The organism is Porphyromonas canoris, assembly GCF_000765975.1.
Taxonomy (GTDB): domain Bacteria; phylum Bacteroidota; class Bacteroidia; order Bacteroidales; family Porphyromonadaceae; genus Porphyromonas_A; species Porphyromonas_A canoris.
Map to the genome: position 1 here is coordinate 97140 of NZ_JQZX01000009.1, position 23601 is coordinate 120740.

The 23601-nt window shown below is 44.0% G+C and carries 22 protein-coding genes; 2 read left to right on the top strand and 20 right to left on the bottom strand.

The features are described 5' to 3' along the window. Positions 1 to 2 precede the first annotated feature (2 nt). The 20 genes from HQ29_RS05225 to HQ29_RS09895 form a co-directional block, all read right to left on the bottom strand. A complete protein-coding gene (locus HQ29_RS05225) occupies positions 3 to 698 on the bottom strand; it encodes a phosphatase PAP2 family protein (protein WP_036868051.1) in 696 nt (231 codons plus the stop codon). A 13-nt stretch (positions 699 to 711) separates the two neighbouring features. Beyond that, positions 712 to 1521, bottom strand: coding sequence for a tetratricopeptide repeat protein (locus tag HQ29_RS05230; protein ID WP_052089844.1), 810 nt, complete (start codon positions 1519 to 1521; stop codon positions 712 to 714). Then, positions 1518 to 3365, bottom strand: a complete 1848-nt coding sequence (locus tag HQ29_RS05235) for a BatD family protein (RefSeq protein WP_082226845.1) — start codon at positions 3363 to 3365, stop codon at positions 1518 to 1520. The genes HQ29_RS05230 and HQ29_RS05235 overlap by 4 nt, the downstream gene beginning before the upstream one ends. Positions 3366 to 3376: 11 nt before the next feature. Further along, positions 3377 to 4099: a tetratricopeptide repeat protein gene (locus HQ29_RS05240; RefSeq protein WP_036868055.1), complete on the bottom strand. Its 723-nt coding sequence runs from the start codon at positions 4097 to 4099 to the stop codon at positions 3377 to 3379. After that, positions 4096 to 5139 (bottom strand): vWA domain-containing protein, encoded by a 1044-nt coding sequence (locus HQ29_RS05245; protein ID WP_036868058.1) that lies wholly within the window; start codon positions 5137 to 5139, stop codon positions 4096 to 4098. The genes HQ29_RS05240 and HQ29_RS05245 overlap by 4 nt, the downstream gene beginning before the upstream one ends. Positions 5140 to 5154: 15 nt before the next feature. Then, positions 5155 to 6138: a vWA domain-containing protein gene (locus tag HQ29_RS05250; RefSeq protein ID WP_036791906.1), complete on the bottom strand. Its 984-nt coding sequence runs from the start codon at positions 6136 to 6138 to the stop codon at positions 5155 to 5157. Beyond that, the gene (locus HQ29_RS05255; RefSeq protein ID WP_036868060.1) at positions 6135 to 7142 is read right to left on the bottom strand and encodes a hypothetical protein; all 1008 of its coding nucleotides are present in this window, start codon (positions 7140 to 7142) and stop codon (positions 6135 to 6137) included. Before HQ29_RS05255 ends, HQ29_RS05250 begins: the two co-directional genes overlap by 4 nt. A 68-nt stretch (positions 7143 to 7210) precedes the next feature. Further along, on the bottom strand, positions 7211 to 8077 hold the full coding sequence (locus tag HQ29_RS05260) for a DUF58 domain-containing protein (protein ID WP_036868390.1): 867 nt from the start codon (positions 8075 to 8077) through the stop codon (positions 7211 to 7213). A gap of 55 nt (positions 8078 to 8132) precedes the next feature. Beyond that, the gene (locus HQ29_RS05265; RefSeq protein ID WP_036846425.1) at positions 8133 to 9131 is read right to left on the bottom strand and encodes an AAA family ATPase; all 999 of its coding nucleotides are present in this window, start codon (positions 9129 to 9131) and stop codon (positions 8133 to 8135) included. Between the two features lie 956 nt (positions 9132 to 10087). After that, positions 10088 to 10276 carry a hypothetical protein gene (locus tag HQ29_RS05270; RefSeq protein ID WP_036845977.1) on the bottom strand — a complete coding sequence of 63 codons (189 nt, stop codon included), beginning with the start codon at positions 10274 to 10276 and terminating at the stop codon, positions 10088 to 10090. Positions 10277 to 10300: 24 nt separating this feature from the next. Continuing rightward, positions 10301 to 10678: a putative signal transducing protein gene (locus tag HQ29_RS05275; RefSeq protein WP_036863803.1), complete on the bottom strand. Its 378-nt coding sequence runs from the start codon at positions 10676 to 10678 to the stop codon at positions 10301 to 10303. Continuing rightward, the gene (hemG, locus tag HQ29_RS05280; protein WP_036868062.1) at positions 10671 to 12098 is read right to left on the bottom strand and encodes a protoporphyrinogen oxidase; all 1428 of its coding nucleotides are present in this window, start codon (positions 12096 to 12098) and stop codon (positions 10671 to 10673) included. The genes HQ29_RS05275 and hemG overlap by 8 nt, the downstream gene beginning before the upstream one ends. 13 nt (positions 12099 to 12111) lie before the next feature. Continuing rightward, positions 12112 to 12687 (bottom strand): crossover junction endodeoxyribonuclease RuvC, encoded by a 576-nt coding sequence (gene ruvC, locus HQ29_RS05285; RefSeq protein ID WP_036868064.1) that lies wholly within the window; start codon positions 12685 to 12687, stop codon positions 12112 to 12114. Next, entirely contained in the window at positions 12680 to 12994 is a 315-nt protein-coding gene (locus tag HQ29_RS05290) for a DUF4286 family protein (protein ID WP_036868066.1), read from the bottom strand. The genes ruvC and HQ29_RS05290 overlap by 8 nt, the downstream gene beginning before the upstream one ends. 9 nt (positions 12995 to 13003) lie before the next feature. Further along, complete coding sequence (locus HQ29_RS05295; RefSeq protein ID WP_036791929.1) at positions 13004 to 13297, bottom strand: PG0541 family transporter-associated protein; 294 nt, start codon at positions 13295 to 13297, stop codon at positions 13004 to 13006. Next, positions 13294 to 16434 carry an efflux RND transporter permease subunit gene (locus HQ29_RS05300; RefSeq protein WP_036868068.1) on the bottom strand — a complete coding sequence of 1047 codons (3141 nt, stop codon included), beginning with the start codon at positions 16432 to 16434 and terminating at the stop codon, positions 13294 to 13296. Before HQ29_RS05300 ends, HQ29_RS05295 begins: the two co-directional genes overlap by 4 nt. 24 nt (positions 16435 to 16458) lie before the next feature. After that, positions 16459 to 17469 carry an efflux RND transporter periplasmic adaptor subunit gene (locus tag HQ29_RS05305; RefSeq protein ID WP_036868070.1) on the bottom strand — a complete coding sequence of 337 codons (1011 nt, stop codon included), beginning with the start codon at positions 17467 to 17469 and terminating at the stop codon, positions 16459 to 16461. Positions 17470 to 17499: 30 nt separating this feature from the next. Then, positions 17500 to 18954, bottom strand: coding sequence for a TolC family protein (locus HQ29_RS05310; RefSeq protein WP_082226846.1), 1455 nt, complete (start codon positions 18952 to 18954; stop codon positions 17500 to 17502). A 1040-nt stretch (positions 18955 to 19994) separates the two neighbouring features. Continuing rightward, positions 19995 to 20375 (bottom strand): DUF2752 domain-containing protein, encoded by a 381-nt coding sequence (locus HQ29_RS05315; protein ID WP_036846010.1) that lies wholly within the window; start codon positions 20373 to 20375, stop codon positions 19995 to 19997. Positions 20376 to 20390: 15 nt separating this feature from the next. Further along, the gene (locus HQ29_RS09895; protein ID WP_052079411.1) at positions 20391 to 20975 is read right to left on the bottom strand and encodes a CD225/dispanin family protein; all 585 of its coding nucleotides are present in this window, start codon (positions 20973 to 20975) and stop codon (positions 20391 to 20393) included. Between the two features lie 172 nt (positions 20976 to 21147). Here HQ29_RS09895 and HQ29_RS05325 point away from each other — a divergent pair, with 172 nt between their 5' ends. Both HQ29_RS05325 and HQ29_RS05330 read left to right on the top strand, forming a co-directional pair. Continuing rightward, entirely contained in the window at positions 21148 to 22872 is a 1725-nt protein-coding gene (locus tag HQ29_RS05325; RefSeq protein WP_036868075.1) for a PBP1 and LysM peptidoglycan-binding domain-containing protein, read from the top strand. 5 nt (positions 22873 to 22877) lie between these two features. Continuing rightward, positions 22878 to 23594 (top strand): outer membrane beta-barrel protein, encoded by a 717-nt coding sequence (locus HQ29_RS05330; RefSeq protein ID WP_052079410.1) that lies wholly within the window; start codon positions 22878 to 22880, stop codon positions 23592 to 23594. Positions 23595 to 23601 lie beyond the last annotated feature (7 nt).

Here is a 23601-nt window from a genome sequence, read left to right on the forward strand (position 1 = left end):
TACTAATAGTAAAGGGGAAATAATATGGGAGAGACTGTCCAAAGCCCGATGTAGAATAACAGCAACATATATCCGAATACTTTGGTCATGCCGGACGGCTGAATGTAGGGGATCTTCGCCTCTTGAGTGGAGAGCTTCATTACTCGTTTTCTCAGGAAGATGTATATGGCATAAACGAGAAATGCGATGGCAACACCGGCTGCTATGCCCGGAATAACATCCGTAATAAAGTGTACGCCGAGATAGATCCTTGAATAGGCAACGGTAAGCCCGGTAAGAATGGCTATGATGCTGTAAAAACGGTTGCGCCAAAGCAGTGCGGTAAAGCAGGCAAAGGATAGAAAGTTGGTGCTATGCCCGGAGATAAAACCATATCTACCGCCTCGATAGTCGAGTACAGTGTGTACCAGGTCTGCCGTCAGCGGATGATGAGAGGGGCGAAGACGTCCCACCCAAGGCTTAATAATATGAGAAGAGAGCTGATCTCCTATGAGAATAAGCATAGACAGTGCCAAAATGAGCAGCAGTACCTCTTTGTAATTTTGTTTGTAACACACAAGAAAAAGATAGATGACACCAATAAAGATCCATGGAAATTTATCGGATATCATGTACATCACTCCATCCAAATATGGAGTATGCAGACTGTTTAACCAAAGAAAGAGATCCTGTTCTAATGGAACCAATTGTTCTATCATCGTAGCCGGGTGTTTAGTTACCTTGTATAAGGTTGGAAGGTAATATCTGTTCTATATCCGAGCTTTTCAGCCAGCCTCTTGTGCCATCCGGAAGCGAAACTTCCGTGTAGCCGTTAAGCTCTTGAAGCCGGGTAACCTTGATGCCGTTGTGAATGATGGATAGATTTTCCGAAGCATTGTCCGGTGAACTTTTGAGAGTAACCACTTCTGTCGTGATGATGGCTTTGGTTTCATCGTAGATTACCACCGATGCTCGCCATGCAAGAAGGTTAAAAACAAGAGTGAGAGCCAGGGAGAGAATTGCTCCGTAAAAGAACAGTCTCTTTTGCAGAGGCGAACCATTCTTGAAAAAGAAGAGGATCCCCAAGATGCAGACTCCCAAAAAGAAGAGAAGAGCCAGTATCATCCATGTGGAGATTTGTGCCGAGAGGGCTATGCTGTCAAGGATCTTGTACACAAAAGGAGTTTCCGTATCCACGATTTTGTCCAATGTGCGGCTTTGAGCAATCTTGAGATTGTGTAGAGCATCCTTATCTCCGGGTTTTAGTCTTAGCGTTCGCTCAAAGTTCAGAATGGCTCTCCCAATATCTCCGCTCTTGAAATAGGCACAACCAAGATTGTAATACAACTCTGCGGTAGGCGTTGCTTCGGATTCGATGATTTGGGTGTAAATCTCTATCGCTTTCTCAAAGTCGGTCTGTGAATATGCGGTATTCGCTTCATCAATAAGCATTTCTTGCTGCGCCTTTGCTCCTAACGTCGGAAGACAGAGCAGGATCATGAGCAGTATTGAACGAACATGGAGTATATAGGTATGCTTCATCTCTTTTTTATTTCTTCGATTTGTCCGATAAGTGAAACGCACTGTCTGTACAGCTCTTCCCGTTGGGAGATAGACTGATCTTGTGCATAGCGACTGAACTCAAGCTGAGAAAGCAGGCTGACAGTCTCTTGTTGGAGCTCCTTTGATGCTCCAAAACTTAAAAGTTTCTCCTCCGCAGTCTCTTTGCTCCATGTGGACATGGGGATATTTAGCTTGCTTCCAAGGTAATCTACCATACCTCTAAGCAGTGTCTCATAATATTCGTCGGAATCTCCTCTCTTTAGACTTTCTTCTGCTTGCTTTAGCCATTTTCTTGCGACACTGCCTGCTCTTTTACTGCGATAAGCCACATTATCTGTCTTTTCGTTGTTCTTTGATCGGAGTATAAAGAATATCGCTATTGTCAATAGGACGATGGCAATATAGGAGAGGATGTACCCTATCCTGTTTCGAGAGGGTAATGTATGAGCTTTGGAAGGTAGTTTTTTAATATAATGGATATCCGTGCTGAGTATTGAAGCATCTTCGTTCTGTGTGAAATTGGATACAGATGCTACCTGAGTACCATCCCCTTTATCGACATGAAGCTTGAAAGGCTTGGAGGAGATTGTCTTGTACTGACCTTGAGCCGGATCGAAGTAAACCAAACGTATTGCCGGTATGGTATAATCGCCTTGAGAGCGAGGAACGGCAAAGTATGAGACTTCTCTCTGTCCCGAAGCACCCGATTCGGAGATCGTGATATCCTGATTTTCTTGAGGGTCGTACACTTCAAAGTCTGTAGGGAATACAGGTTTGGGTATATCCATCAACTTCAGGTTGCCTTTCCCAGAAACTTTTACGACAATCTTATAACTTTCTCCCGATTTAATTACAGACAGAGGAGCGGACGCGTCCATGCTGAACTGTCCTATGGCTCCATTGAATCCTTCCGGAACGGGTATCGGAAGAGGTTTGACCTTTATTCGTGTTGCTTGAGAGCTAAAAGTTTTCTCGATATTCTGATAAGATCCCAGATAATTCCCGAATATTGCATCCATATCATCTTGAGCTCTTTGGACGGGAACGGATACGGTCAAGTCGAATTTCCCAACCGGAATAATAAGTTCCCCTGATCTTTGAGGAGTTAGGAAGAACTGTTTTATGATACCGGTGAGATAAAGTCGTCCGTTATACTGTTCTGGCGTGAGCTGAATCTGTCCGGGACTTTCGATAGATTGGGAAAGAAAACCATCGAATTCCGGAAACTTTACATCGTTAAAGCTGAAATCATACAGGGAATATATCTTGAAAGAGGCAAGGAAACCCTCTTGTTCATACATGGTTGTCTTGGATAAGATAAGCTTGAAAAACACTCCCTTATTCAAGTCTATATGCTTTGTCGATCCGTCTGCAGCTGTTGTTTCCGAGCCTTTTTTAGTATCTGCCGGAAAGACTTTGAATGTTTGAACCGCCGAGTTATAAGTAGCAGAACCGACCTTGACAGAGGCTGCCGGGATCTTAAATGTCCCTTCTTTTTCTGCCATAATCATGTATGAGAACGAAGAGAAAGAGGAAGACTCTCTTTTCCCATTGGATATAATCTGTCTTTCTCCCGATGCAATGGATGGACCTAATATGATTTTCAAGGAAGGATCTAAGCTTCCCAACTTTATTCCTCTTGCTTTTGCATCAATCGTAAAAGAGACTTTGAATGGCTCTCCAACACGTGGTGCGGACTCGACATCAACGGAAAGCTTCAGGCTTTTACCGGAAGCTCCATTCTGTGATACAGCTATGGTTGTTGTCAATAAAAGAACAATGGTAAGACCCCATTGTAGCATTCGGGTATAATATCTGTTCATGAGTCAAATGCTTACCAGTTTTTGTCTGCTCGTTTTCTGTTTGCGTGCTGACTTTGAGCTTTGTTTACCTTCTCTTGCGTTTTCTTCTCATCTTCAAGGAAAGCCTTCAGAATTTTTTCGGCATTATCTTTAGACATCTTCTCTTGAGCCTCTGAGGTTTTTTCTTGAGCGCGATCTTTCTTATCGTTCTCTTGCTGATCCTCATTGGGTTTCTCCTTATTCTGATTTTGCTCCTTCTTATCTTGTTGTTCCTGATTCTTATCCTGGTTTTCTCCTCCGCCCTTATTCTCTTGTTGCAAGAGCTTTTGTGCAAGGATCAGATTGTATCGGGTGTCGTTGTCTGTCGGTCTTGCTCGCAGGCTTTCCTTGTAAAGCTCTATTGCCTCTGCATACTTCTTTTGTGCCATGAGCATTACACCGATATTGTGGTGTACATCGGCAGAACTGTTGCCTCTCTTTACCACTTCCGTCAATCTTTTATAGAGATCGAAAGCTTCCTCTCCTCTTTCTGTTTGGAGCAGGGTTGCAGCCAGATTGTACATGGCAGTGGAGTCTGTTGGAGCGATAGAGAGAGCTTTTCGATAAGCTATCTCCGCATCATTATAGCTCTCTTTTTGGAAGGCTTTATTCCCTTTTCTAACCTCTTGTCTCACTTTTCTTTGAGCAAAAGTTGTGTTGGAAAAGCCGAATACCAGTACTGTGGATGCAAATATGTATAGTATTATCTTTCTCATTTCTTAGTCTCATTTTTTGCAGAATCGAAGAGATTCACTCTTTTTATCCATCTGTTCTTACGGTTGAGATAGATAGATTCCACGATTAGAAGAAGAAGAGCCGGAAGAAGAAACCATGTAAACTTTTCATCGTAAGTAGAGTATATTGTCTGCTTAAAGTCTGCCTTTTGCATCTTTTCCAGAGCCTTTGTCAAGACAGACACCGCTCCGGATACATTTGTCGCACGAACATAAAGACCATTCCCTGCTGATGCCAGTTCTTTTCCCAGTTCGTCATTAACCTTGCTTATTACCATCTGCCCTTCTGCGTCCTGTACATATCCTTCTCCCGGAATTGAAATCGGACCACCATTATCGGATCCCACTCCAATGATATTGACTGCAATTCCTTTCTGAGCCAGCTCTTTTGCCATATCCACCGCTTTTTGAGAATGGTCTTCTACATCGGAGATTACTATTACCGTGCGTCCGATCTTTTCATCTTCGGATGTAGAAAAACTGCGAGAAGCGAGTCTCAGAGCATTGGCTATGTCTGTTCCCTGATCTGGCATAATTTCCGGAGAAGCGTGTTGCAAAAACATCTTCCCGGAGACTATATCATTTGTAATAGGAAGCTGAACATAAGCCGAAGAGGTAAAGAAGATTAGTCCGAGCTTGTCTTCAGTCAACTTATCCGTTAATCTGGAAACAATATTTTTTGCAATAGAGAGTCTTGACGGAGCAACATCTTGTGAGAGCATGGAGTTGGAGAGGTCCAAACAGATCATTACCTCTATGCCTCGTTTTTCTATAGTCTCTTCTTTGGTTCCCATTTGAGGACGAGCAGCTGCAAGAACAAGGAGCGTTGCCACCGAAAGAAGCATAAAGTCTTTGTTCATTCGCCTTCTGAGAGAAAGATCCGGCATTAGTTGACGAACCAACTCATACTCTCCAAACCGTTTGATATTCTTTCTCAGAGTAACGATGCGATAGAGAGAGAAGAGTCCCAATACTATTATCGGAACAAGCAGCCACAATATTTCGGGATGTAAAAATCTCATATCTCTAAAAATGGTTTATGGTACTACTCTAAAGATGGTTATACGTCCCAGTAGAGCAAATACGAGGAAGAACAAAGCTCCCAATACGAAAGGCATAAACAGTTCTCGCTGTACTTTTATAGTATCGACCTTGATTTTGACTTTTTCCAGCTTGTCTATCTCATCATATATACCTTTAAGTTCTTCGTTGTCGGTGGCTCTAAAGTATTTTCCTCCGGTATTTTCTGCAATGTGTCGAAGTGCCGGTTCATCTATATCTACCTCGATATTTTGGTATTGGAGACCGAACATTGTCTGAACCGGATAGGGAGCAGTGCCTTTGCTGCCCACGCCTATCGTATAGACTCTTACCCCAAGAGCTTCTGCCATTTCCGTTGCAGTCCTTGGCGATAAAGCCCCCCTGTTGTTGGCTCCATCCGTTAGCATGATCACCACTTTGGATTCCACATCCAAGTCTTTCAGCCTTCCCACTGCCGTTGCCAGTCCATCTCCTATCGCAGTACCGTCATCAATGATACCCATTTCAAGAGCATTGAGCAGGTTCAGCAGGGTGGCATGATCCGTAGTCATGGGACACTGCACATAACTTTCGGCTGCAAAAGCCACCAGACCGATATTATCATTGGGTCTGTTATTGATAAAGTGCGCGGCGACTTCTTTTGCCGCTTCAAACCTGTTGGGTTGCAAGTCTTCCGCCAACATACTTGTAGAGATGTCCATAGCCATCATGATATGGATCCCTTCGGTACTACTGGTCGTGCTGGAGTTGAACAATCGGGGCCTTGCCAGTGCTATCACACCGGAGGTATAAGCCAACATCAGGCAGATCATCGGCAGATGGCGGAGAGATACTCTCAGTCCCGGCTTTATCTTCTTCAGATTACGCAAAGAAGAAAGGGTAAATGTTGCAGGTCTTACACGCTCTCTGTAGATATAGAGAGCCACGAGAGCCGGAACAGCCAACAGGAGTATGAAGTATAGAGGATGTGCAAAGGTCATGACTCAGATCTGTTTTCTGTTTTGGACATATCTTCTTTCTCTGCACGAGCTAGCTCTTCAATATAAGCCTTATGCTCCTCATGTAGATCGTCTATAAACTTATTGGAGGCATTGACAGATCCTATATTTTCGGACTCGCTCGGTTTATACTTTGCAAACTTCACGAGATCTGCTTCGGAAAGCAATGCTCTAAGCTCTCCCACATGTTCGTGCTTTACCTCTTTGCGAAGGGACATCTGCTCTACGATCTCCGCAGAAGTCTTATCCATTGTGGATAGTCCCAATGTCCTTTCAAGGTAGCGTCTGATGGTGTCGGAGAGTATCGTGTAGTGCTCTTTTACGCTACCTTGTCTCCACAGCTCCGCTTTTCTCAGCTCTTCCAGTGTGGATTTCGCTTCTGTATAAGGGTCTGTAACGGGGATATCAGGAGGAAGAGCTACTGCCGTCTTTCTTTTTCGAGCAATGTATATTACCAGAAGAACCACTGCGGCAATGAATAGAAGAGAGCTTGCAAGCAGATAGAGAATCCAGAGATAGTCTTTCCAAACGAAAGGAACTTTCCAATTCTCTTTTATGCCAAAGAACTGATCCGGCTTGCTGACATTCACCGGAATATTCGTAGCTTGAAGCAGGGGAGCCTCTTCTTGCGAATAGACTTGGTTGTCCACCAACACATCCACAGGCTTTACCTCGTAAGTGGCAGAGTCGAAAGCCGTAACGGGAACAGTGTAAATGCGTTCTGCAATATCGTCGCTGATCATTGAGGAGTCTTTCAGAACAGGGGCAGAGAGCACCTCGACACCATTCAAAAGCGCATTTTCGGGCAGATTGATATTGACTTTAGCACCCTTGGGAGTATATACTTTGATGGTCAGCACACTCTGTTCTCCAACCAAAATGGAGGCAGGATCTATACTTGTAACCACTCTCACACGGCTATCCGTACCACGGAGAGGCTCTTGGGCTACTGCTTTTACAGAGAAGAGAAGCAGTACAAGAAGCATAAGTAGCGGTTTTGTACAGGGTCTAAAAGTATCTTTTGTCTTGCAAACGTTCATCGTATCGCTTTATGTTATCTTTTTGCAAACAGTTGTAGCAGTCCCGGAACATAGTCTGCATCCGTGAGCATGGTTACATGTCCGATGTCATACTTGTTGAGCATCGTCTCTATACCGATGGTCTGCTCTTTCCATCTGCGTGCAAAGCTTTCGCGGGTCTTTCGGTTGGATGTGTCTATCGTTCTCATCTTTCCGGTCTCCGCATCTTCCACCCGAACCAGACCCACGTCGGGCAGATTCGCCTCGTGTCGGTCATATACCCTGATCACTCGCAAGTCATGCTTTCTTGCTATAAGAGAGAGGGCTGTTTCGTAGGGATTTTCATCTATGAGGTCGGACAGCAAAAAGACGGAACACTGCTTCTTCATCATGTTTCGGATGTAAGAGAGTGCGTGCTCTATGTTTGTCCCTTTGCCTTCCGGCTTTAGTGTCAGTATCTCACTAAGTATGTGGAGGACATGCTTCCGTCCTTTTCCGGGAGGGATAAACTTCTCTATCCTGTCCGAAAAGAACAGCACGCCCACTTTATCATTGTTCTGTATGGAGGAGAATGCCAAAGTTGCTGCCACTTCGGCTATCAGCTCCCGTTTTGTTCTGCCATGTGTTCCGAAGAGTCCGCTGTTGGAGACATCCACCATCAGCATCAGAGTCAGCTCTCTCTCCTCTTCAAACACTTTGACAAACGGTCTGGAGTATCTGGCTGTAACGTTCCAGTCTATATCCCTTATCTCGTCTCCTTCTCTGTATTCTCGTACTTCGCTAAAGACCATACCGCGTCCTTTGAAGGCGGTATGATACTCTCCCGCAAAGATGTTGCTGGATAGTCTTTTTGTCTTTATCTCTATGCGACGGATACGGCGTAAGAGATCTTCCAATTGAATATGTTCGGACATATCTCTGGTTTTCTATGGGAATCTAACCGATAGAGCGGTGATGTTAAGGGACTTGAACCTTGTCCAATATTTCGTTGATCACCTCTTCTGTCTTGAGGTTGTTTGCTTCCGCTTCGTAAGAGAGCGCTATACGGTGGCGAAGAACATCATGACACACTGCACGTACATCTTCCGGAATGACAAATCCTCTCCTCTTGATGAAGGCATAAGCACGGGAAGCCAACGCCATATTGATGCTGGCACGAGGAGACGCTCCGTTGGCTATCATGTTGGAAAGGGTGTTGATGCCTGCTTGAGCAGGGAAGCGGGTGGCGTGTACAATATCTACGATGTACTGACGAATCTTTTCGTCCATATAGACTTGGTGTACAATATCTCTTGCATGAGCAATATCCGAAATGGATACTACCGGCGAGATGCTCTCTTGTTCCGCCAACATCTGGCTTTTGATAATCTCTTTTTCTTCCTCTTTGTCCGGATAGCCTACGGTAACTTTAAGCATAAAGCGGTCGCTCTGCGCTTCCGGAAGAGTATAAGTACCCTCTTGGTCTATAGGGTTTTGCGTTGCCATCACGAGGAATGGAGAGGGTAGCTTGAATGTCTCTTCGCCTATTGTAACCTGCTTTTCCTGCATTGCTTCCAGAAGTGCACTCTGAACTTTTGCCGGAGCACGGTTGATCTCGTCCGCAAGGACAAGGTTTGCGAATATCGGACCCTTCTTTACGCTGAACTGCTCATTGCGTTGGCTGTATATCTGTGTACCGATAACATCGGCAGGAAGAAGGTCGGGAGTGAACTGAATACGGCTGTAATCTGCATTCATTAGAGAAGCAAGGGTCTTTATGGCTAACGTTTTAGCCAGACCGGGAACACCTTCCAGTAGAATGTGTCCATCTGCAAGCAGACCTATCAGGAGGCTTTCTCTCAAGTGGCGTTGCCCTACAATCACTCTGCCCATCCCGTTATTTAGGGCTTGGATAAATGAAGATTCTCTCTCTATAAGCTCTGTCAGAGCACGTACGTCTACCGTATTTGTTTCCATTGCAATATTGTCTGTTCTTATATTCTCTGTTATGTGATAGCCCATTCTCAATATCAGAGGGCTTTAACGCACAAATATAGTGATAATCATTCACATTCCCGGTATAATTTCTGCTCGGAAATAGAACATTAAATCATTATGAAAACTTAAAAATAGGTCTTATTGTAAAACCTTTTGAAAAGGGTATTTTTATATATTCCATCCCGAAAAATGCTCACTTTTTTCTTGCTCTCTATTTTGATCGGAGGGGTCGTTTCCGGAGCACGACCGAACTGTTAAATCGGGAGTGTTTTATTAACATAAATTCCGATAGCTGTTAAGCCAAAACGCTAAACCAGCATATTCTTTCGGCTTAACGTGTTTAATTTTTCAATGAACACGTTTACCGATTTCATTTAATACGTTTACCGGATTCGATTAACGTGTTTAGAANTTCTTTCGGCTTAACGTGTTTAATTTTTCAATGAACACGTTTACCGATTTCATTTAATACGTTTACCGGATTCGATTAACGTGTTTAGAATTTTTACTTATAGTGTTGATAATTAGTGTTTTATCTGTTTTCTTCTCTTTTTTGCCGTTTTTGAGCAGAAAATCGCATTAGGATTTATTCATAGAGATGGTCGTTAAATTTTACACCAATTAACTCGAAAACAGCCCATCAAATGGACGAAGAAAAAATTTTTTCCGAATTTGAGATTTTCACTAATAGATTGAAAACTATGTGATTAAGGTGTAGAATTGATCCGATCATCAAAAATAGAGAAGCGCAAGAGCCACCTGAAAGGGGAAAATTCACAGCTCCGTTTTTATATAAAACATCCCGACTGAAGCCGCTCCATTTATAGAAAAAATCCTCTGATTTTGTATTGAAAATCACCTCTGCCCATATCGGAATATGAACAGAGGTGATTGACCTTTTTTAGCTTTATATTATCGGTTGGAAAACGGTCTCTTTAGGGGGATTTTTTCTTCGAGTTGTTGTAGATAGCCACCCCTATAAATGCTCCGCTCATCAATATCGTCAATACGATAGGACCATCTATCCTCTTTGTATACATAAGGATATAGCCCACCATCGCAACCCATAGTGCGATGGCAATAGCTATGTGTAGAGGTTTGAGTTTCTTCCGTTTGGGTCTCATCTTTGGTGTAAGCGGCTGTTCGGCTTAAGGCTTTTCTGTAAGGACATAGATCCAATACAACACCACCCCGATGAGAGCAATGAGGATGTAAAACAGGGCATTCTTTACTCTGCTTCTCTTCTGTTCGGGAGAGAGATGCTCAAGAGTAACCCCTCCGACAGGATAGAGCTCGTGCCCGTAACCACTCTCTATGAGGACTTCTCTTGCTTGCTCCACATCTTCTTCCAGAACCATGACGGATATAACGGCATTGCCCTGATTTTTGCCAAGTATGGTGGTGCTCAGAAGGTTGCTCAGCATACAGCGGATACCTGCCATTTCGAGCTGCTGTTGCATCAAGACGGCTTGCTGTTCGGTATCTACATCGGCAATAGCCACCACTTTAGATTTATCTTTACTCATGAGTCTGTTTTGTTTTAGAGTATTGCGCGCCTAAGCGGTTTCCAATACTTCTTCCTTGCGTAATTCTGTTTGCTAAACCTATACCATCTCGGAGTCCTCCTGCCAACAGTAGTCCCGGAAAGTTTTCTTCTGCTTCCTTCACCAAAGGGAGAAGGTTATTCATGTGCAGCGTGTACTGTGGAATGGCTTTGGGATGCTTCGACACATAGAGGAGAGAAGGCTTTAGCGAAGATGGTATGCCAAGCATACAGTAAAGCTCACCGAGTGCAGTCTCTGTGATCTCCTCGTTACTCTGGGACAGAAGCTGCTCTCCGAAGCGCACTCCACCCATAAAGATAGTAAAAAGAGCACTATCCGGATGCGGTGTGCGTCCTGTAAAGGTGGATGAGGGAAAGAGTATGCCCAAAATCTTTCTGTTTTCAACGGGAGGGATGAGTCCGCCAAATGCTTTTGTGTTGATATGTCCGGGAAAATGGTCGAACCCGACAGAGACCTCTATCACAGGGGCATAGACCAGATTTTGCAAAGCATTCTTGAGAGGTTCCGAAAGCCAAGGCATGAGAGAGGGGAGGGTATATGCCGGTACGGTGGAGAGGATGGATTTTGACCGGAGCGTTTTCTCCATGCCCGATGCTCTCTCCCGAATCTCCACGCTCCATATCTTTTGCGTGTTGTCGAATGCTATATTCAGAATGTCCACTCCCGTCTGTATCTCTCCGTTTCTGTTGAGCTTGCTCTCCAGTGCGGATATGAGGTTCTGAAATCCGCCTAAGGCAGAAAATACTTCTCTTGTGGCTTTCTTCTCTCTTTCACTTTTGGGCGTGCGCATCTTCTTGATAGAGCCTCGGATGAACCCTCCGTGCTCGGCATCGAGCCTATATAACTTGGGAAATGCGTGCCTCACGATGAGGGTCTTGGCATCTCCCGCATATACGCCACCCACAAATGGCTCTACGGCATACTGTACAAACGATTTTCCCAGCCTTCTTTCTGCCAAGGAGGCAAGCGTCTCATCGGGGTTGTTTCCTGCGGCTCGGAAAGGTTCTCCTAAGATTCTAAGCTTATCTTTGAACGAGAAGAGGGGAGTGAGCAAACCGGATACAGGTCCTGAAGGGAGGGGGTGGAACCTGTCTTTTTTCCATATCCAACGGTTGTTGGCAACACCGGTATGGGCGACCTCTAAATCTACTTCTCCGATAAGATCTTCAAATAGCTCTGCCACTTCGGGTGTGGCTATTGCTCCTGTATTGGGGCCCGTCTCGAAGGTAAATCCGTTTTGAGAGAGGGTTTCTATCTGTCCCCCCACTCGTTCTTCCTTTTCCAGTATGGTAAAGGAAACGCCGGCATTCACCAAACTATTCCCTGCGGATAGTCCTGTGATGCCGGCGCCTATAATTATAACGTCGTATTGTGATGTCATTTGTTTCTGTTTCTTATACTCCTCTTACTTTGTCGGGATTGTTTTTGATGTAGCTTTTCCAGTCGGAATTGCCTTTAGTGACCGTGAGTGGATTGGAGAGCTTCAGAAAATGGCAGTATGCAGCTGCTAATCCGTCCGTTGCATCGAGCTGAGGCAGCATCTGTTCGTCCGAAATGTTTAGCATGCTTTGGAGGAGCTTTGCCACCTGCTCTTTGGATGCAGAGCCATTCCCGGTGATCGCTCTTTTTATCTGTAAAGGAGCGTATTCATGCACCGGAATGGACTTCGACATACATGCAGCAATGGCAACACCCTGTGCTCTGCCCAACTTTAACATACTCTGAACATTCAGTCCATAGAATGGTGCTTCAATGGAAAGCTCATCGGGGCGGTAACGATCTATGAGCGATAGGACACCTTCATAGATCTTTTGGAGACGCACATACTGATTTTCGTATTTGCTCAGCATCAGTACTCCAAGTGCTACAACGGATGCTTTCCTCCCTTGGACGGAAAGAATGCCGTAGCCCATGACAACCGTTCCGGGGTCTATCCCTATGATGATCTTTTCCTTACTCTTTTCAGGCATCCCAGACCTCCTCTTGCATCACAACAGAAAAAGGCATCACTTTTTGAGGATAGGCATCCAAAAGGAGAAGCAGAGCTTTATCCGTATGTTCATTGAACTCGCTCAGTCTGTCTATACTCTTTATTTCGTATTGAAGGGCAAAGGCTTCTACATCTTCTTGTGGTGTGTGTACCCTCATGAGACGAGGGGTATCCCAGTGAGAGTAGCCGTTCCAGATGGGGATGAGAGAGGTCTTGATGTATTCCAAGACCTCTTTGCTCACAACCTTGCTGACGTGGAAAGTGATGTTGTAAATGTATTTATCCATTCGATCTGCTTAGATGGTCTGTTCTATATTCCACACAAAAGCTCTCAGTCCCTGCTGTTCCGCTCTCTTGTCTAAAGCGTGCAGAGCATCGAGCAGAGGAGATACTTTGGTTTCGCTAACCATGACAAGCAGTGCTCCATTCAGAGTCGGCCACGCATGAGTTCCCATATGAGGCTCTCCAGTACGGGATCCCTCTCCTCTGACTTCCTCCCAATAGGTAAATCCTTTCAGATGAAGCTTGTCCAAAATATCCTTTATGAATTCAAAGTAGGCTTGATTGAAAGATATGAATACGGCTTTCATGCTTGTCCTGTTTTTATGATTCGAGATTCTTTTCTACCCTTAAGCTCTTTTCTGCGTTGGCGTTTAATCTTATAGCCACCCACTATGGTGTAAATCGTAGGAATAAGAACAAGTGTAACCAAAGTAGAGAAAGCCAATCCGGTTGCCACTGTCATACCCATGGACTGCCACATTTCGGATCCTTCGCCTATACCTATCGCCAAAGGAATCATACCCAACACTGTGGTTGCCGTAGTCATAAGTACCGGACGAAGACGGGACTCTCCGGCTGTAATAACGCTTCGGATGAGACCCATACCCCTTTCCCGGCAGAGACGGGTATAGTCTATGAGAACGATACCATTCTTTACAACGATACCGATGAGCATTATTGCCCCGATGAGTGCCATGATTCCGAGAGGAGTGTTGGTGAGATATAGACCTAATATTACCCCCGTAAACCCGAATGGTACAGAGAACATAATGACAAACGGATCCATGAGACTTTCAAACTGTGCAGCCATTACGATGTAAACCAGAATAATGATGAGCGCCATGAGTAAGAAGAGATCCTGGAAAGACTTTTGCTGATTTTCAAAAGCTCCCGCCAGCTTCCATGAGGTGCCTTCAACATCTCCAATCTCTTTCATGATACGGTTCGATGTCTCCACAAGATCGCTCAGTGCATATCCTTTGGCAGGCATACAGCTTACGCTGACGTATCTCTCCCGGTCTTTTCTCTCAATGGATGGCGGCATGGACACTTCTTCCACTCGTCCCAAATCTTGTACCCGGATACCTGTACCCATTGGAGTCATGATCATAATCTCCATGATGGACCTAAGTTCCTTTCTAAATTCGGGAGAGTATCTCACTCGTATATCGTACTCATCGCCATCTTGCCTGAAGTACGAAGCAACAATACCATTCACTGCACTTCTAACCTGAGTGGCGGCAGTAGTTTTGGTGAGTCCGTACATCGCCAACTTTTCATCATCGAAAATCAGTCTGTATTCCGGCACATCTGCTTTTCTCGATATGGTAACCTGGCTTGCAACACCGGTTGCTCTCATCTTTTCTGCAAAAGTTTTAGCCAAATAAGATGTGTTCAAGAAGTCATAACCATATACTTCAAGGTCTACACCGTTTCCTCCGAAGCTGTTACCCATACCATTGGTTACCTGCGACTCTACAATCTCAGGGAACTGAGAGAGTTCTTTACGTATGATCTCCGTAAGTTCCAAACTGGATAACTTTCTGCTCTCATACGGGGTCATTGTAAACCATAAATTGGCTCCGCTTCCTCCGGCAGAGAACATAGCGGATCTTGCATTATCGTCTTCAGGTGCACCGACATTGTAGTTGATGATTTTTATATCATCCTTAAATCTTTCCCTTAGAGAGCTTGTATATTTTGATGTAAACTCTTTCACTGTCTCAGGATTGGTAGCAGGAGCAAACTGAATAGTAGCTGTAACAAGTCCTTGGTCTGCTTCCGGGAAAAACTCTGTTTTTAGTAAAGGAATCATCATGACAGATCCAAGAAATACAAGGAACGATACTACAATGGTCAATGTACGATGACGAACGGTGTATCCAATCGTTTTTGCATATATGTCAGAAACCTTATCCAAGAATCTGTTGATGATACTGAATATCTTGGTATATGCTTTACTGTCTCTCGGTGTACGCCTCAAGAGGTTTGAACTCATCATGGGTGTCAGGGTGAGTGCAGCTACTGTGGAGACGATAAGAACGATACTGACAATAAATCCTAACTGACGAAACATGATCCCCGTCATACCTTGTACAAGAGTAAGGGGCAGGAACACAGCCAACATGGTCAGTGTAGAAGCAACAACGGATATCGCTACCTCATTTGTCGCAAATATGGATGCCTGTTTTGGGAAACTTCCTTTTTCGATGTGAGTGGTAATATTCTCCAAAACCACTATGGCATCATCCACAACCATACCAATGGCTATGGAGAGGGCACTCATCGAAACAATATTCAGCGTATTTCCTGTCGCATACAGATATATAAAGCTTGCAACAAGAGAAATAGGAATAGTAAGAATAATAATGAACGTGGCTCTCCAACGTCCAAGGAAGAATAGTACAACCAATATAACCACAATGAAAGTGATGATGATAGTCTCCATCAAACTGTTGATTGTATTCGTAATATTGGTTGAAGTATCCATTACGACCTGGAGATTCACATCACTCGGAAGAGAAGCCTGTATATCGGGAAGCTCCTCTTTGATTTTGTTGGATACGGATACCGAGTTCGCCCCACTCTGTTTATAGAGCATCACGATACCTCCGCTTATTCCGTTGGCATAGGATTGCTGATACTTCTCTTTGATGCTATCGTCTACTTTGGCAACATCATAGAGATATACATTTTTCCCTTGGAAGTTACCAATGACAATATTCCTGAGATCATCGGAAGAGGATAGTTCTCCCTGTACACGTATGGAGTTGGTTTTGCTACCAATGTCTATGCTTCCGATAGGAACATTCTTGTTCGCTGCGGCAATCGCTTGGGCTATTGTCGAGATTGGGATATTATAGGCTTCCAGCTTGTATGGGTCGCAGTAAACCTGTATTTCTCGTGGACTTGCCCCGGCAAAGTTGACAGAACCTATGCCATTCACTCTCGCAAGTCTGTTCGTTACCTTATCTTCTATGATCTTATTGAGACCTACAGCACTCTGTTTTGCCTGTACAGAGATGAGCATGACGGGAATATCGTCCGAACTGAACTTAAATATCAGCGGACTGGATACCTCTTTTGGTAGAATACCCTTTACCGCATCGAGCTTATCCCGTATATCATTGGAAGCGGCATCCAGATCGGCATCTTCTTCAAACTCCATGGTGATTACCACAAAATTGTCTTTTGAAGAAGACTTGATGTGTTTGAGTTGCGAGATACTGTTTAGGGAGTTTTCGAGAGGTCGGGCTACGTTATTTTCTATATCTTCTCCTCCTGCACCCGGATAGGATGCTACTACCATCACATTCTTGATCTCTATCTTGGGATAGAGGTCTATGGAGAGATTTGTAAGAGAAAAGAGACCCAGTATAGCTATTGCTACGAAGACGAGAGCCGTAGTAACAGGTCTCTTTACCGCACTACTGTATAAACTCATAAGACTATATTTTTAGGGGAGGAGTTAATACTCTACTTTATCACCATCTTTAAGATTAGTAGCACCTGCTGTTACTACTTTGTCTCCATTCTGTAAGCCTTCCAACACCTCATATTGGTTGCCATACAGATTTCCCAGCCGGACATTCCTCTGGATAGCTGTGCCGTTTTCTACGACAAACACGTACTTTTTGTTGGTACCGGCAAGTGTATTTACTGCCTTGTCTGAAACTAAAAGCACAGGCTTGGTACCGAAGTCCAATGTCGCTTTGGCGTACATCCCCGGACGAAGTTTCCGGTTCGCGTTTTTGATTTCGATTTCTGTCTCGAATGTTCTACTCTTCGGATCTATCGTAGGATATGTAAGAGCAACGACCCCTCCAAACTCTTCTTCCGGATAGACATCTGTTTCCAGAGAGACCTTGATGCCTTTTCGTATTTCCGAGAAATGTTTCTCGCTCACATTGATTCGCATCTTGAGCGGAGAGATCTGTTCGATGACCAAAATAGGTATCTGTGCAAACATATCTCCATTGTCATAGTTCCTTTGTGTAACAACACCGGTAACGGGACTCGTAAGCATTGTATTTTGAGAGAGATTTTTGAACGCCGTACGAGTAACAGATAGAGCTGTTTTCTTGGCCTCCCATTGCGCTTTGGAGATACCTCCGACAGCGTAAAGCTCATCTATACGTTTGAAGTCTGCCTCCATGTTTTCGAGTTGAAGCCTCTGTTGGGTCATGTTAGCCTCATCAAGAGTGACCAAAAGCTGTCCTTGGGATACATTTTGTCCTACTTCCACAAGGATTTTGGATATTCTGTTCGGAATTTGAGGAGCTATCTTATTGGTAACATACGCTTCAAGATTGGCGGTGAATGCCTCTGTAACGCGAACCGTATCAGGTAGTACCTCTCCAACGCTCACCTTTCTTGTTTCGTTCTCATTCCGGTTGGAGTCTTCTGCTTTCTTACCTCCACAAGAGGCAAGGAATAGTATGTTGAAGAGCATAAGCCCGTACATGGCTGTCTTTTTCATAGCGATTATCGTATATCGTTGCTTAAATTATTACTGTTCAATATCTCTTGTTTGGAAGTAGTATCCGTTCATCTTCTTTTTGTCTGCACTTAGGGAGAAGAATTCGTATATGATCTGCTGATAGTTCAGACGAGCTTGCAGCAGAGCAAGTTCGGCATCGTTCAGCTCTACCAAAGTGGATGCTCCGGTCTCGTATCTCTTTTTGGCTATCTGATACCCCTTTTCTGCCATCGTTACAGTATTACGAGCACTCTGCATATTGGAGAATACACCTTCGAGCTTTTGGTTTAGGGTGATCGCTTCCGAAAGGAGATTGTTTTTCTGAAGCTCTCTTCTAAGCATCGCCTGATCCGTTGTCAGTTTTGCTTTTTTGAGTTTCATCAACCGCTCTCCACCGCTGAAAATCGGTATTTTAAGAGAAAGCGAAACGGCAGAAGATGGAGTCCATTGGTAATCTTTGAGAACAAAGGTATCGTCCATAGCACTTACCCTGTAATATCCCCCAAGAGAAAGAGAGGGTAGATATGCAGACTTTGCCAGGCTTTCCTGTGTTTTTAGCATCTTTATCTGTTGGTCTGTTTTCTTAAGATCTATATTGTTGGAGATCATGGAGAGTACACCTTTCTTCATCTCCTCTGCTTCCACAGACATTTCACGTTCCAAAAATCCCTCTTCAAGTGGAGAGATGGTTGTGGGAGTCTCTATATCCACACCCATGAGGATGTTGAGCATATACCTTGCAGAGGATACAGCGTTTCTGGATTTAACGAGATTTGGCTCGATGTTTCCCATCTGAACCTCTGCCCGTATCTTATCGTAGAGCGGGATGATGCCGGCTTCATACTTTTTTGATGCATCTTCATAGGTGGACTTTGCGTAGTTCCAACTCAGTTCCATCACCTTAAAACTCTCTTCTGCAAGCATGAGAGCGTAAAAAGCCTTCGTTACATTGTTGGTAAGAGATACTTTCGATAGCTCGGACTCCAGCAGTGCGCTTTCCACCATCTGCTTGTTCAGCTTCAGGCTGTTCCAGAGTTGAGGCGCTATCAGAGGCATACCTATCGTAACACCTCCGTTGATGTTGTGTGTTCTTCCCACTTCTATCCCTTTGGAAAGATCCGGCATACCGGGAAAAGAGGGCATGCTGCCTTTACCGCCCAAATACATCACCTGTTTCTTAATGGTGTAACCATAGTCTCCGGAGGCATCTATTCTGGGAAGGAGTGTTGCCCAAACAGATTTGCTGTCATACTTGCTCTTGACTATCTCCATCTCGGAGATCTTTACCATAGGTCCTTTCTCAAATGCAATCTCAAGGGCCTTCTCCAACGTCAGCGCTACTTTAGGGCTTGTGACGTTTTCTGTATCGGAGGCAGATTTTGTCTCCTGTGCCGATGTCTTAGCAAGACACATCGCGGAAAAGAGTAGGATTAAGATCCACTTCTTTTTAAGGTTTCCGGTTGCCATTGTCGTTATATTTTTCATGTAATGTTGATGTAAGCTAAAAATACAGCCGCTTACTCTCTGTCTTTACTTCCTTGGGGTCTGTGGACTAAGACGCATAGTGTCCTCATCTGAAGAGATCCTCATTACCTGCAAAGGTACTCTAAATATTGTTACGATGGTATATGAAGAATAGTGTTTGGTGGTAAATATTGAGTTTTTTCCTATATCCGGATTTGAGACTAAAAAAGGATAGGAGGGTTTGCATTCCGTCAATTTATTTTTTTTGAAAAGGACACGGAAAAATAAAATGTTTTTATGAGATATTTGGGGAGAATTAAGAGGTAGTTTCTCAGCTCTGTTTTTATATATTCCATCCCGAAAAATGCTCGCTTTTTTCTTGCTCTCTATTTTGATCGGTGAGGTCGTTTTCAGAGCATGACCAAGTTGTTAAATTAGCTCCGGTTTATTAACACGATTTTTGATACGGGTTCACTCAAAACGCTAAACGAGCATATTGTTTCGGCTTAACGTGTTTAATTTTTCAATGAACACGTTTACTGATTTCATTTAATACGTTTACCGGATTCAATTANTTCGGCTTAACGTGTTTAATTTTTCAATGAACACGTTTACTGATTTCATTTAATACGTTTACCGGATTCAATTAACGTGTTTAGAATTTTTGCTTACTTGTATGGTTATTAGTGTTTTAGTTATTTCTTCCTCTTTTCTGCTACTTTTTGGCTCAAAATTGCATTAGGATTTATTTGCAGATAGGGGTGTTAAAATTCACTTCAATTAACGCGAAAATAGCCCCTAAATCCGACCAAGAGGAAAAAAGTTCGCAAATTCGAGATTTTTATATTGTTTTGACTGATAGTTGTTTATCGCTTTATTGGACTCTCTTGATGAAAAGAAGATTTTTATCGGTAATGAAAAAAGCAGAGGGTTGGTGCTTCTGTTTTTATATAAAAGTGCACTCCCCAATGGACGGAAAAAGGGGGAGAGAATCTGATAGTTCTCTTCCCCCTTTTTTGTAAATGTGTCGCTTCCTAAGAAGCTTCATATAGATGTCGTTGTCAGATATTAAAAATATTTCGTCCTATCCACCAAAGGATCACTATGAGAATGAGAGCAAAGATGAACTTACTGCTATTCAACATACCATAGAGCCTGGGCCATCTTTTGTGTTGTATCTCTGCAATAAGCAGTAGCAACAGCAACGGAATGGAGAGTGTCAAGAGTGCATTGTGCCGGAAAGCTCCTACTATATCTCCGTTAAGCAGATCATGCACCACTCTTTGACTACCGCATCCGGGACAAGAATACCCCGATGCCCAAAGAAAAGGGCATTTGGGAAAGAACCTTGAGCTTTCGGGATCTATGAAGAGATAAACTCCCACGAGGACAATACTGATGATAATGAGAGAGAGGTACAAGAATATCTTTTTCCTATTCATCTGTCGCTCTCTCTATCAAATATTGATTCCTCCAAAGGCTCCTTCTGCGATGATGGCTGCAAATATAAGGAAGTAGAGCAGGATAAAGATTGCGTAAAGTCCTATACCTGTAAACAGAGCCACAAGTATCCATTTCTTTGCCTCTTTTGAGTATCTCAAGGCCTCTGTTTGTCTGCCTGCAAGGAAGTTGCTTTCCACTCTCAGCGCCTTGGTGAGAGCGATTATTCCTAAGATATTACAGCAGAAAAATGTGATGAAGAAGCTCTCCAACAACCATGTTCGAGGCATTATGTCGAACAGCGGATTGGTGTCGGTACCCGTCTTAGGAGCGTTGCTCTCTTTGGAAGAAGGCATTTCCGGAGTTTTTTCCACTCCCATGGCAGAAAAAGGTTTTGGTTCGGAAGGAGTGGCTGTTGCTCTCATCGCAGCAGGCTTTCCGTATGAGGAGATATAGGGAGCCAACTCCGGCAGAGTCTCTGCCGTGGTCCACTTTTCGAGTCCTTCTTTCCAGACCAATGTGTCATTTCTCAAGTAAAAATCTTTGAGCCCTTCCAGAGATACCGGACCTACTTTCTTTTCATTGACGACGATGTAATACATAATAATGATAGAAGCTTAGATGGTTTATGTGAACAAATGTAACAATTATTTCTTCTTCGTTGATACCATAGTGTGTACGAAGTTTATATCTTTGTACCCTAAGACTATGGAAAGCAGTTTACAGGAGTATTCGGCTCTTTATCGTCTAAGACTAAACGGATAAAGTGAAAATATGAAACGACTTTTATTTGTTCTTACATTGGCAGTAGTATGTGTATGCGGTCTCTATGCTCAGCAGACGCGTAAACATATAGTGCAGGCCGGGGAAAATGCTTACAGGATAGCAAAACAGTACAACATCTCTACCGAGCAGCTCTATGCTCTCAATCCGGGAGCAAGAGAGAAGATCGTAACCGGACAGACCCTCTTGATACCGGAGGCTCAGAGTGGCAAGAAGGTTGCTCCGGTAAGAAAAGACACCTATCACAGCGTGGAGAAAGGTGAGACCCTCCTACTCATTGCCAAGAGCTATGGCGTTACGATGGAGGATCTGATGCGAGCCAATCCGAACCTGAAAGATGATGCAAGCATTCATGTAGGCATGGTACTCAAAATTCCTCCCGTCTCTCGGAACTTTTCGGATACGGATAGCTCTCCGGCAATCCCTGTACAGACAAGGAAGTTGAAGAACTATACCGTCCAATCGGGGCAGACAATATATAATCTTCTCTCTATCACGGGATGGACGGAAGATGAACTATACAGATACAATCCAACTTTGAAGAAGGGACTTATTGCCGGTCAGGTGATCTTGATTCCCGATGATAGTATGCCTCATCTGCCATCTTATCCGACTTCCGGAGAGGAAAGGACAATATCTCCCACTGTTCCCACTCTTTTCGGAGTAACGAGTATGGTTTTGGCTCTCCCTTTCAAAGAGGATACTTCTCGCCGTTATGTGGAGTTTTATGAAGGATTGCTTTTGGCTCTTAAGCACGAAAAGGATAGAGGGAGAAATGTAGAACTTCATGTGGTGGACTGTTCCGATAGCGAAATGGAAAGTTCTCTTACCACCCTTCGTGATACTAAACGAGTGGATGTCGTTATTGGCGGGGTTTCGGATGCTTCTATCGCCCAACTGTCTGCATTCTCAAAAGAGAAGGGAGCAAAGTATGTGCTGCCTTTTGCATCAAAGGTAGAGAGTGGCGCGAAAGAAAATCGTTCATTATTTCAAATAAACCCTCCTCACGAGAGCACGCATAGGCTGGTTGCGGAAAAGTTTGTAGAGAAGTACGGAAATCTTCCCGTTTTGATCTTCAACAGCAGCAAGAGCAGAAGCGATGAGAGAAAAGACGCTTTTCTGAATGTTTTGACCGGAGAGATGACTCGCAAGCAGGTTCGACACTTTTATCTGAACACGGAAGAGACTTTATCTCCTGAAAAGCTTACGGAGATAGCCCTCTCTAAAGGAGGAAAGATAGTTGTGGTACCTACTGCCGCTACCAAGGTGGTGCTCCAAGAGCTGTTGGAAACTGTTGCCAAGGTTCAGAATGAAGAGATTTCTATCGAAGTGTTCGGCTATCCGGACTGGCAAATGTATGAGACATCGCTGAAGCCGCTGTTCCGTAGAGTGCCTGTCTCTTACTATTCGATGTTTTATGTGGATCAGAACTCCCCCGAATACAGACACCTTTCTCGAGAATACTTTACATGGTTTGGACGCAATATGGCGAATGTCTATCCGAGATACGGACTTTTGGGATATGATATTACCCGTTACTTTATGGCCTATGGAAAGAGTGACGGAGAGACAGATCATTCCGGATATATTACTTATCCGCAGCTTCGCGGAGTGCAGAGCAACTTGGGCTTTTCTACTTCTGAAGAGAGTGTGGCACATATTAACAATGGAGTCTTATTCGTAACATACAGGGAGGGACAGCTCTCCGTAGAGTAAAAGATATGCTGAAGAGATTTTTTCTATTCCTCTCACTCTGTTCTCTTTGGATGCTTCCGGTCAGAGGTCAGAGTATCACTGAGATCAAGCAGATGCTCGGATATAGTCGTGGCAAGACGCAGTTCATGGCCGGGTTGATTGCCGGTGCCAATGGACAGTATATGATCTTTCAGCCCGAAGTTAAGCAGAAGATACGTTTCGGTTACGACGCCGGGATTGTGCTGCGAGCAGATATGGGGCAGCTTCCATGGACATCTATCGAAGCAGGTATATGGCTTGAGGCTTCTTACTCGGACAGAGGATGGACAGAGCAGAACGATGATTATCCTAATCTTAAATACTCCCGTACTCTCCGCTGGATCAATATCCCCTTTATGACACATCTTATTATAGATGCCTTTAACAGCCCGGTAAAGCTGACACTGGATGCCGGACCCAATTTCGGATGGCTGCTCTCCGAAAGCAGTGAATCCACCTACAAGGAAGGTGGATCTTATTCTGTGGTAACCCAGCAGCACAGCATGCCGGTGGAGAACAAGTTTGCATGGGGAATAGGGGGAGGTCCCGGGTTGGAGTATCAGTCCAAAAAGTGGGTACTTGGTCTTAGAGCGACCTACGTTTATGCTCTTGGAGAGATATATGGAAATAAAAGGAAGGATTACTTCGGGAAGTCTTCCGAACAGACTTATTCGCTGAAACTATACTACTTATTCAAATTTTAATATTAGC

Bases quoted from the DNA above. Each gene is read 5' to 3' on its own strand.
- HQ29_RS05225 (WP_036868051.1), bottom strand. From the start codon at position 698: ATGATAGAACAATTGGTTCCATTAGAACAGGATCTCTTTCTTTGGTTA.
- HQ29_RS05230 (WP_052089844.1), bottom strand. From the start codon at position 1,521: ATGAAGCATACCTATATACTCCATGTTCGTTCAATACTGCTCATGATC.
- HQ29_RS05235 (WP_082226845.1), bottom strand. From the start codon at position 3,365: ATGAACAGATATTATACCCGAATGCTACAATGGGGTCTTACCATTGTT.
- HQ29_RS05240 (WP_036868055.1), bottom strand. From the start codon at position 4,099: ATGAGAAAGATAATACTATACATATTTGCATCCACAGTACTGGTATTC.
- HQ29_RS05245 (WP_036868058.1), bottom strand. From the start codon at position 5,139: ATGAGATTTTTACATCCCGAAATATTGTGGCTGCTTGTTCCGATAATA.
- HQ29_RS05250 (WP_036791906.1), bottom strand. From the start codon at position 6,138: ATGACCTTTGCACATCCTCTATACTTCATACTCCTGTTGGCTGTTCCG.
- HQ29_RS05255 (WP_036868060.1), bottom strand. From the start codon at position 7,142: ATGCTTCTTGTACTGCTTCTCTTCTCTGTAAAAGCAGTAGCCCAAGAG.
- HQ29_RS05265 (WP_036846425.1), bottom strand. From the start codon at position 9,131: ATGGAAACAAATACGGTAGACGTACGTGCTCTGACAGAGCTTATAGAG.
- HQ29_RS05270 (WP_036845977.1), bottom strand. From the start codon at position 10,276: ATGAGACCCAAACGGAAGAAACTCAAACCTCTACACATAGCTATTGCC.
- HQ29_RS05275 (WP_036863803.1), bottom strand. From the start codon at position 10,678: ATGAGTAAAGATAAATCTAAAGTGGTGGCTATTGCCGATGTAGATACC.
- hemG (WP_036868062.1), bottom strand. From the start codon at position 12,098: ATGACATCACAATACGACGTTATAATTATAGGCGCCGGCATCACAGGA.
- ruvC (WP_036868064.1), bottom strand. From the start codon at position 12,687: ATGCCTGAAAAGAGTAAGGAAAAGATCATCATAGGGATAGACCCCGGA.
- HQ29_RS05290 (WP_036868066.1), bottom strand. From the start codon at position 12,994: ATGGATAAATACATTTACAACATCACTTTCCACGTCAGCAAGGTTGTG.
- HQ29_RS05295 (WP_036791929.1), bottom strand. From the start codon at position 13,297: ATGAAAGCCGTATTCATATCTTTCAATCAAGCCTACTTTGAATTCATA.
- HQ29_RS05300 (WP_036868068.1), bottom strand. From the start codon at position 16,434: ATGAGTTTATACAGTAGTGCGGTAAAGAGACCTGTTACTACGGCTCTC.
- HQ29_RS05305 (WP_036868070.1), bottom strand. From the start codon at position 17,469: ATGAAAAAGACAGCCATGTACGGGCTTATGCTCTTCAACATACTATTC.
- HQ29_RS05310 (WP_082226846.1), bottom strand. From the start codon at position 18,954: ATGAAAAATATAACGACAATGGCAACCGGAAACCTTAAAAAGAAGTGG.
- HQ29_RS05315 (WP_036846010.1), bottom strand. From the start codon at position 20,375: ATGAATAGGAAAAAGATATTCTTGTACCTCTCTCTCATTATCATCAGT.
- HQ29_RS09895 (WP_052079411.1), bottom strand. From the start codon at position 20,975: ATGTATTACATCGTCGTCAATGAAAAGAAAGTAGGTCCGGTATCTCTG.
- HQ29_RS05325 (WP_036868075.1), top strand. From the start codon at position 21,148: ATGAAACGACTTTTATTTGTTCTTACATTGGCAGTAGTATGTGTATGC.
- HQ29_RS05330 (WP_052079410.1), top strand. From the start codon at position 22,878: ATGCTGAAGAGATTTTTTCTATTCCTCTCACTCTGTTCTCTTTGGATG.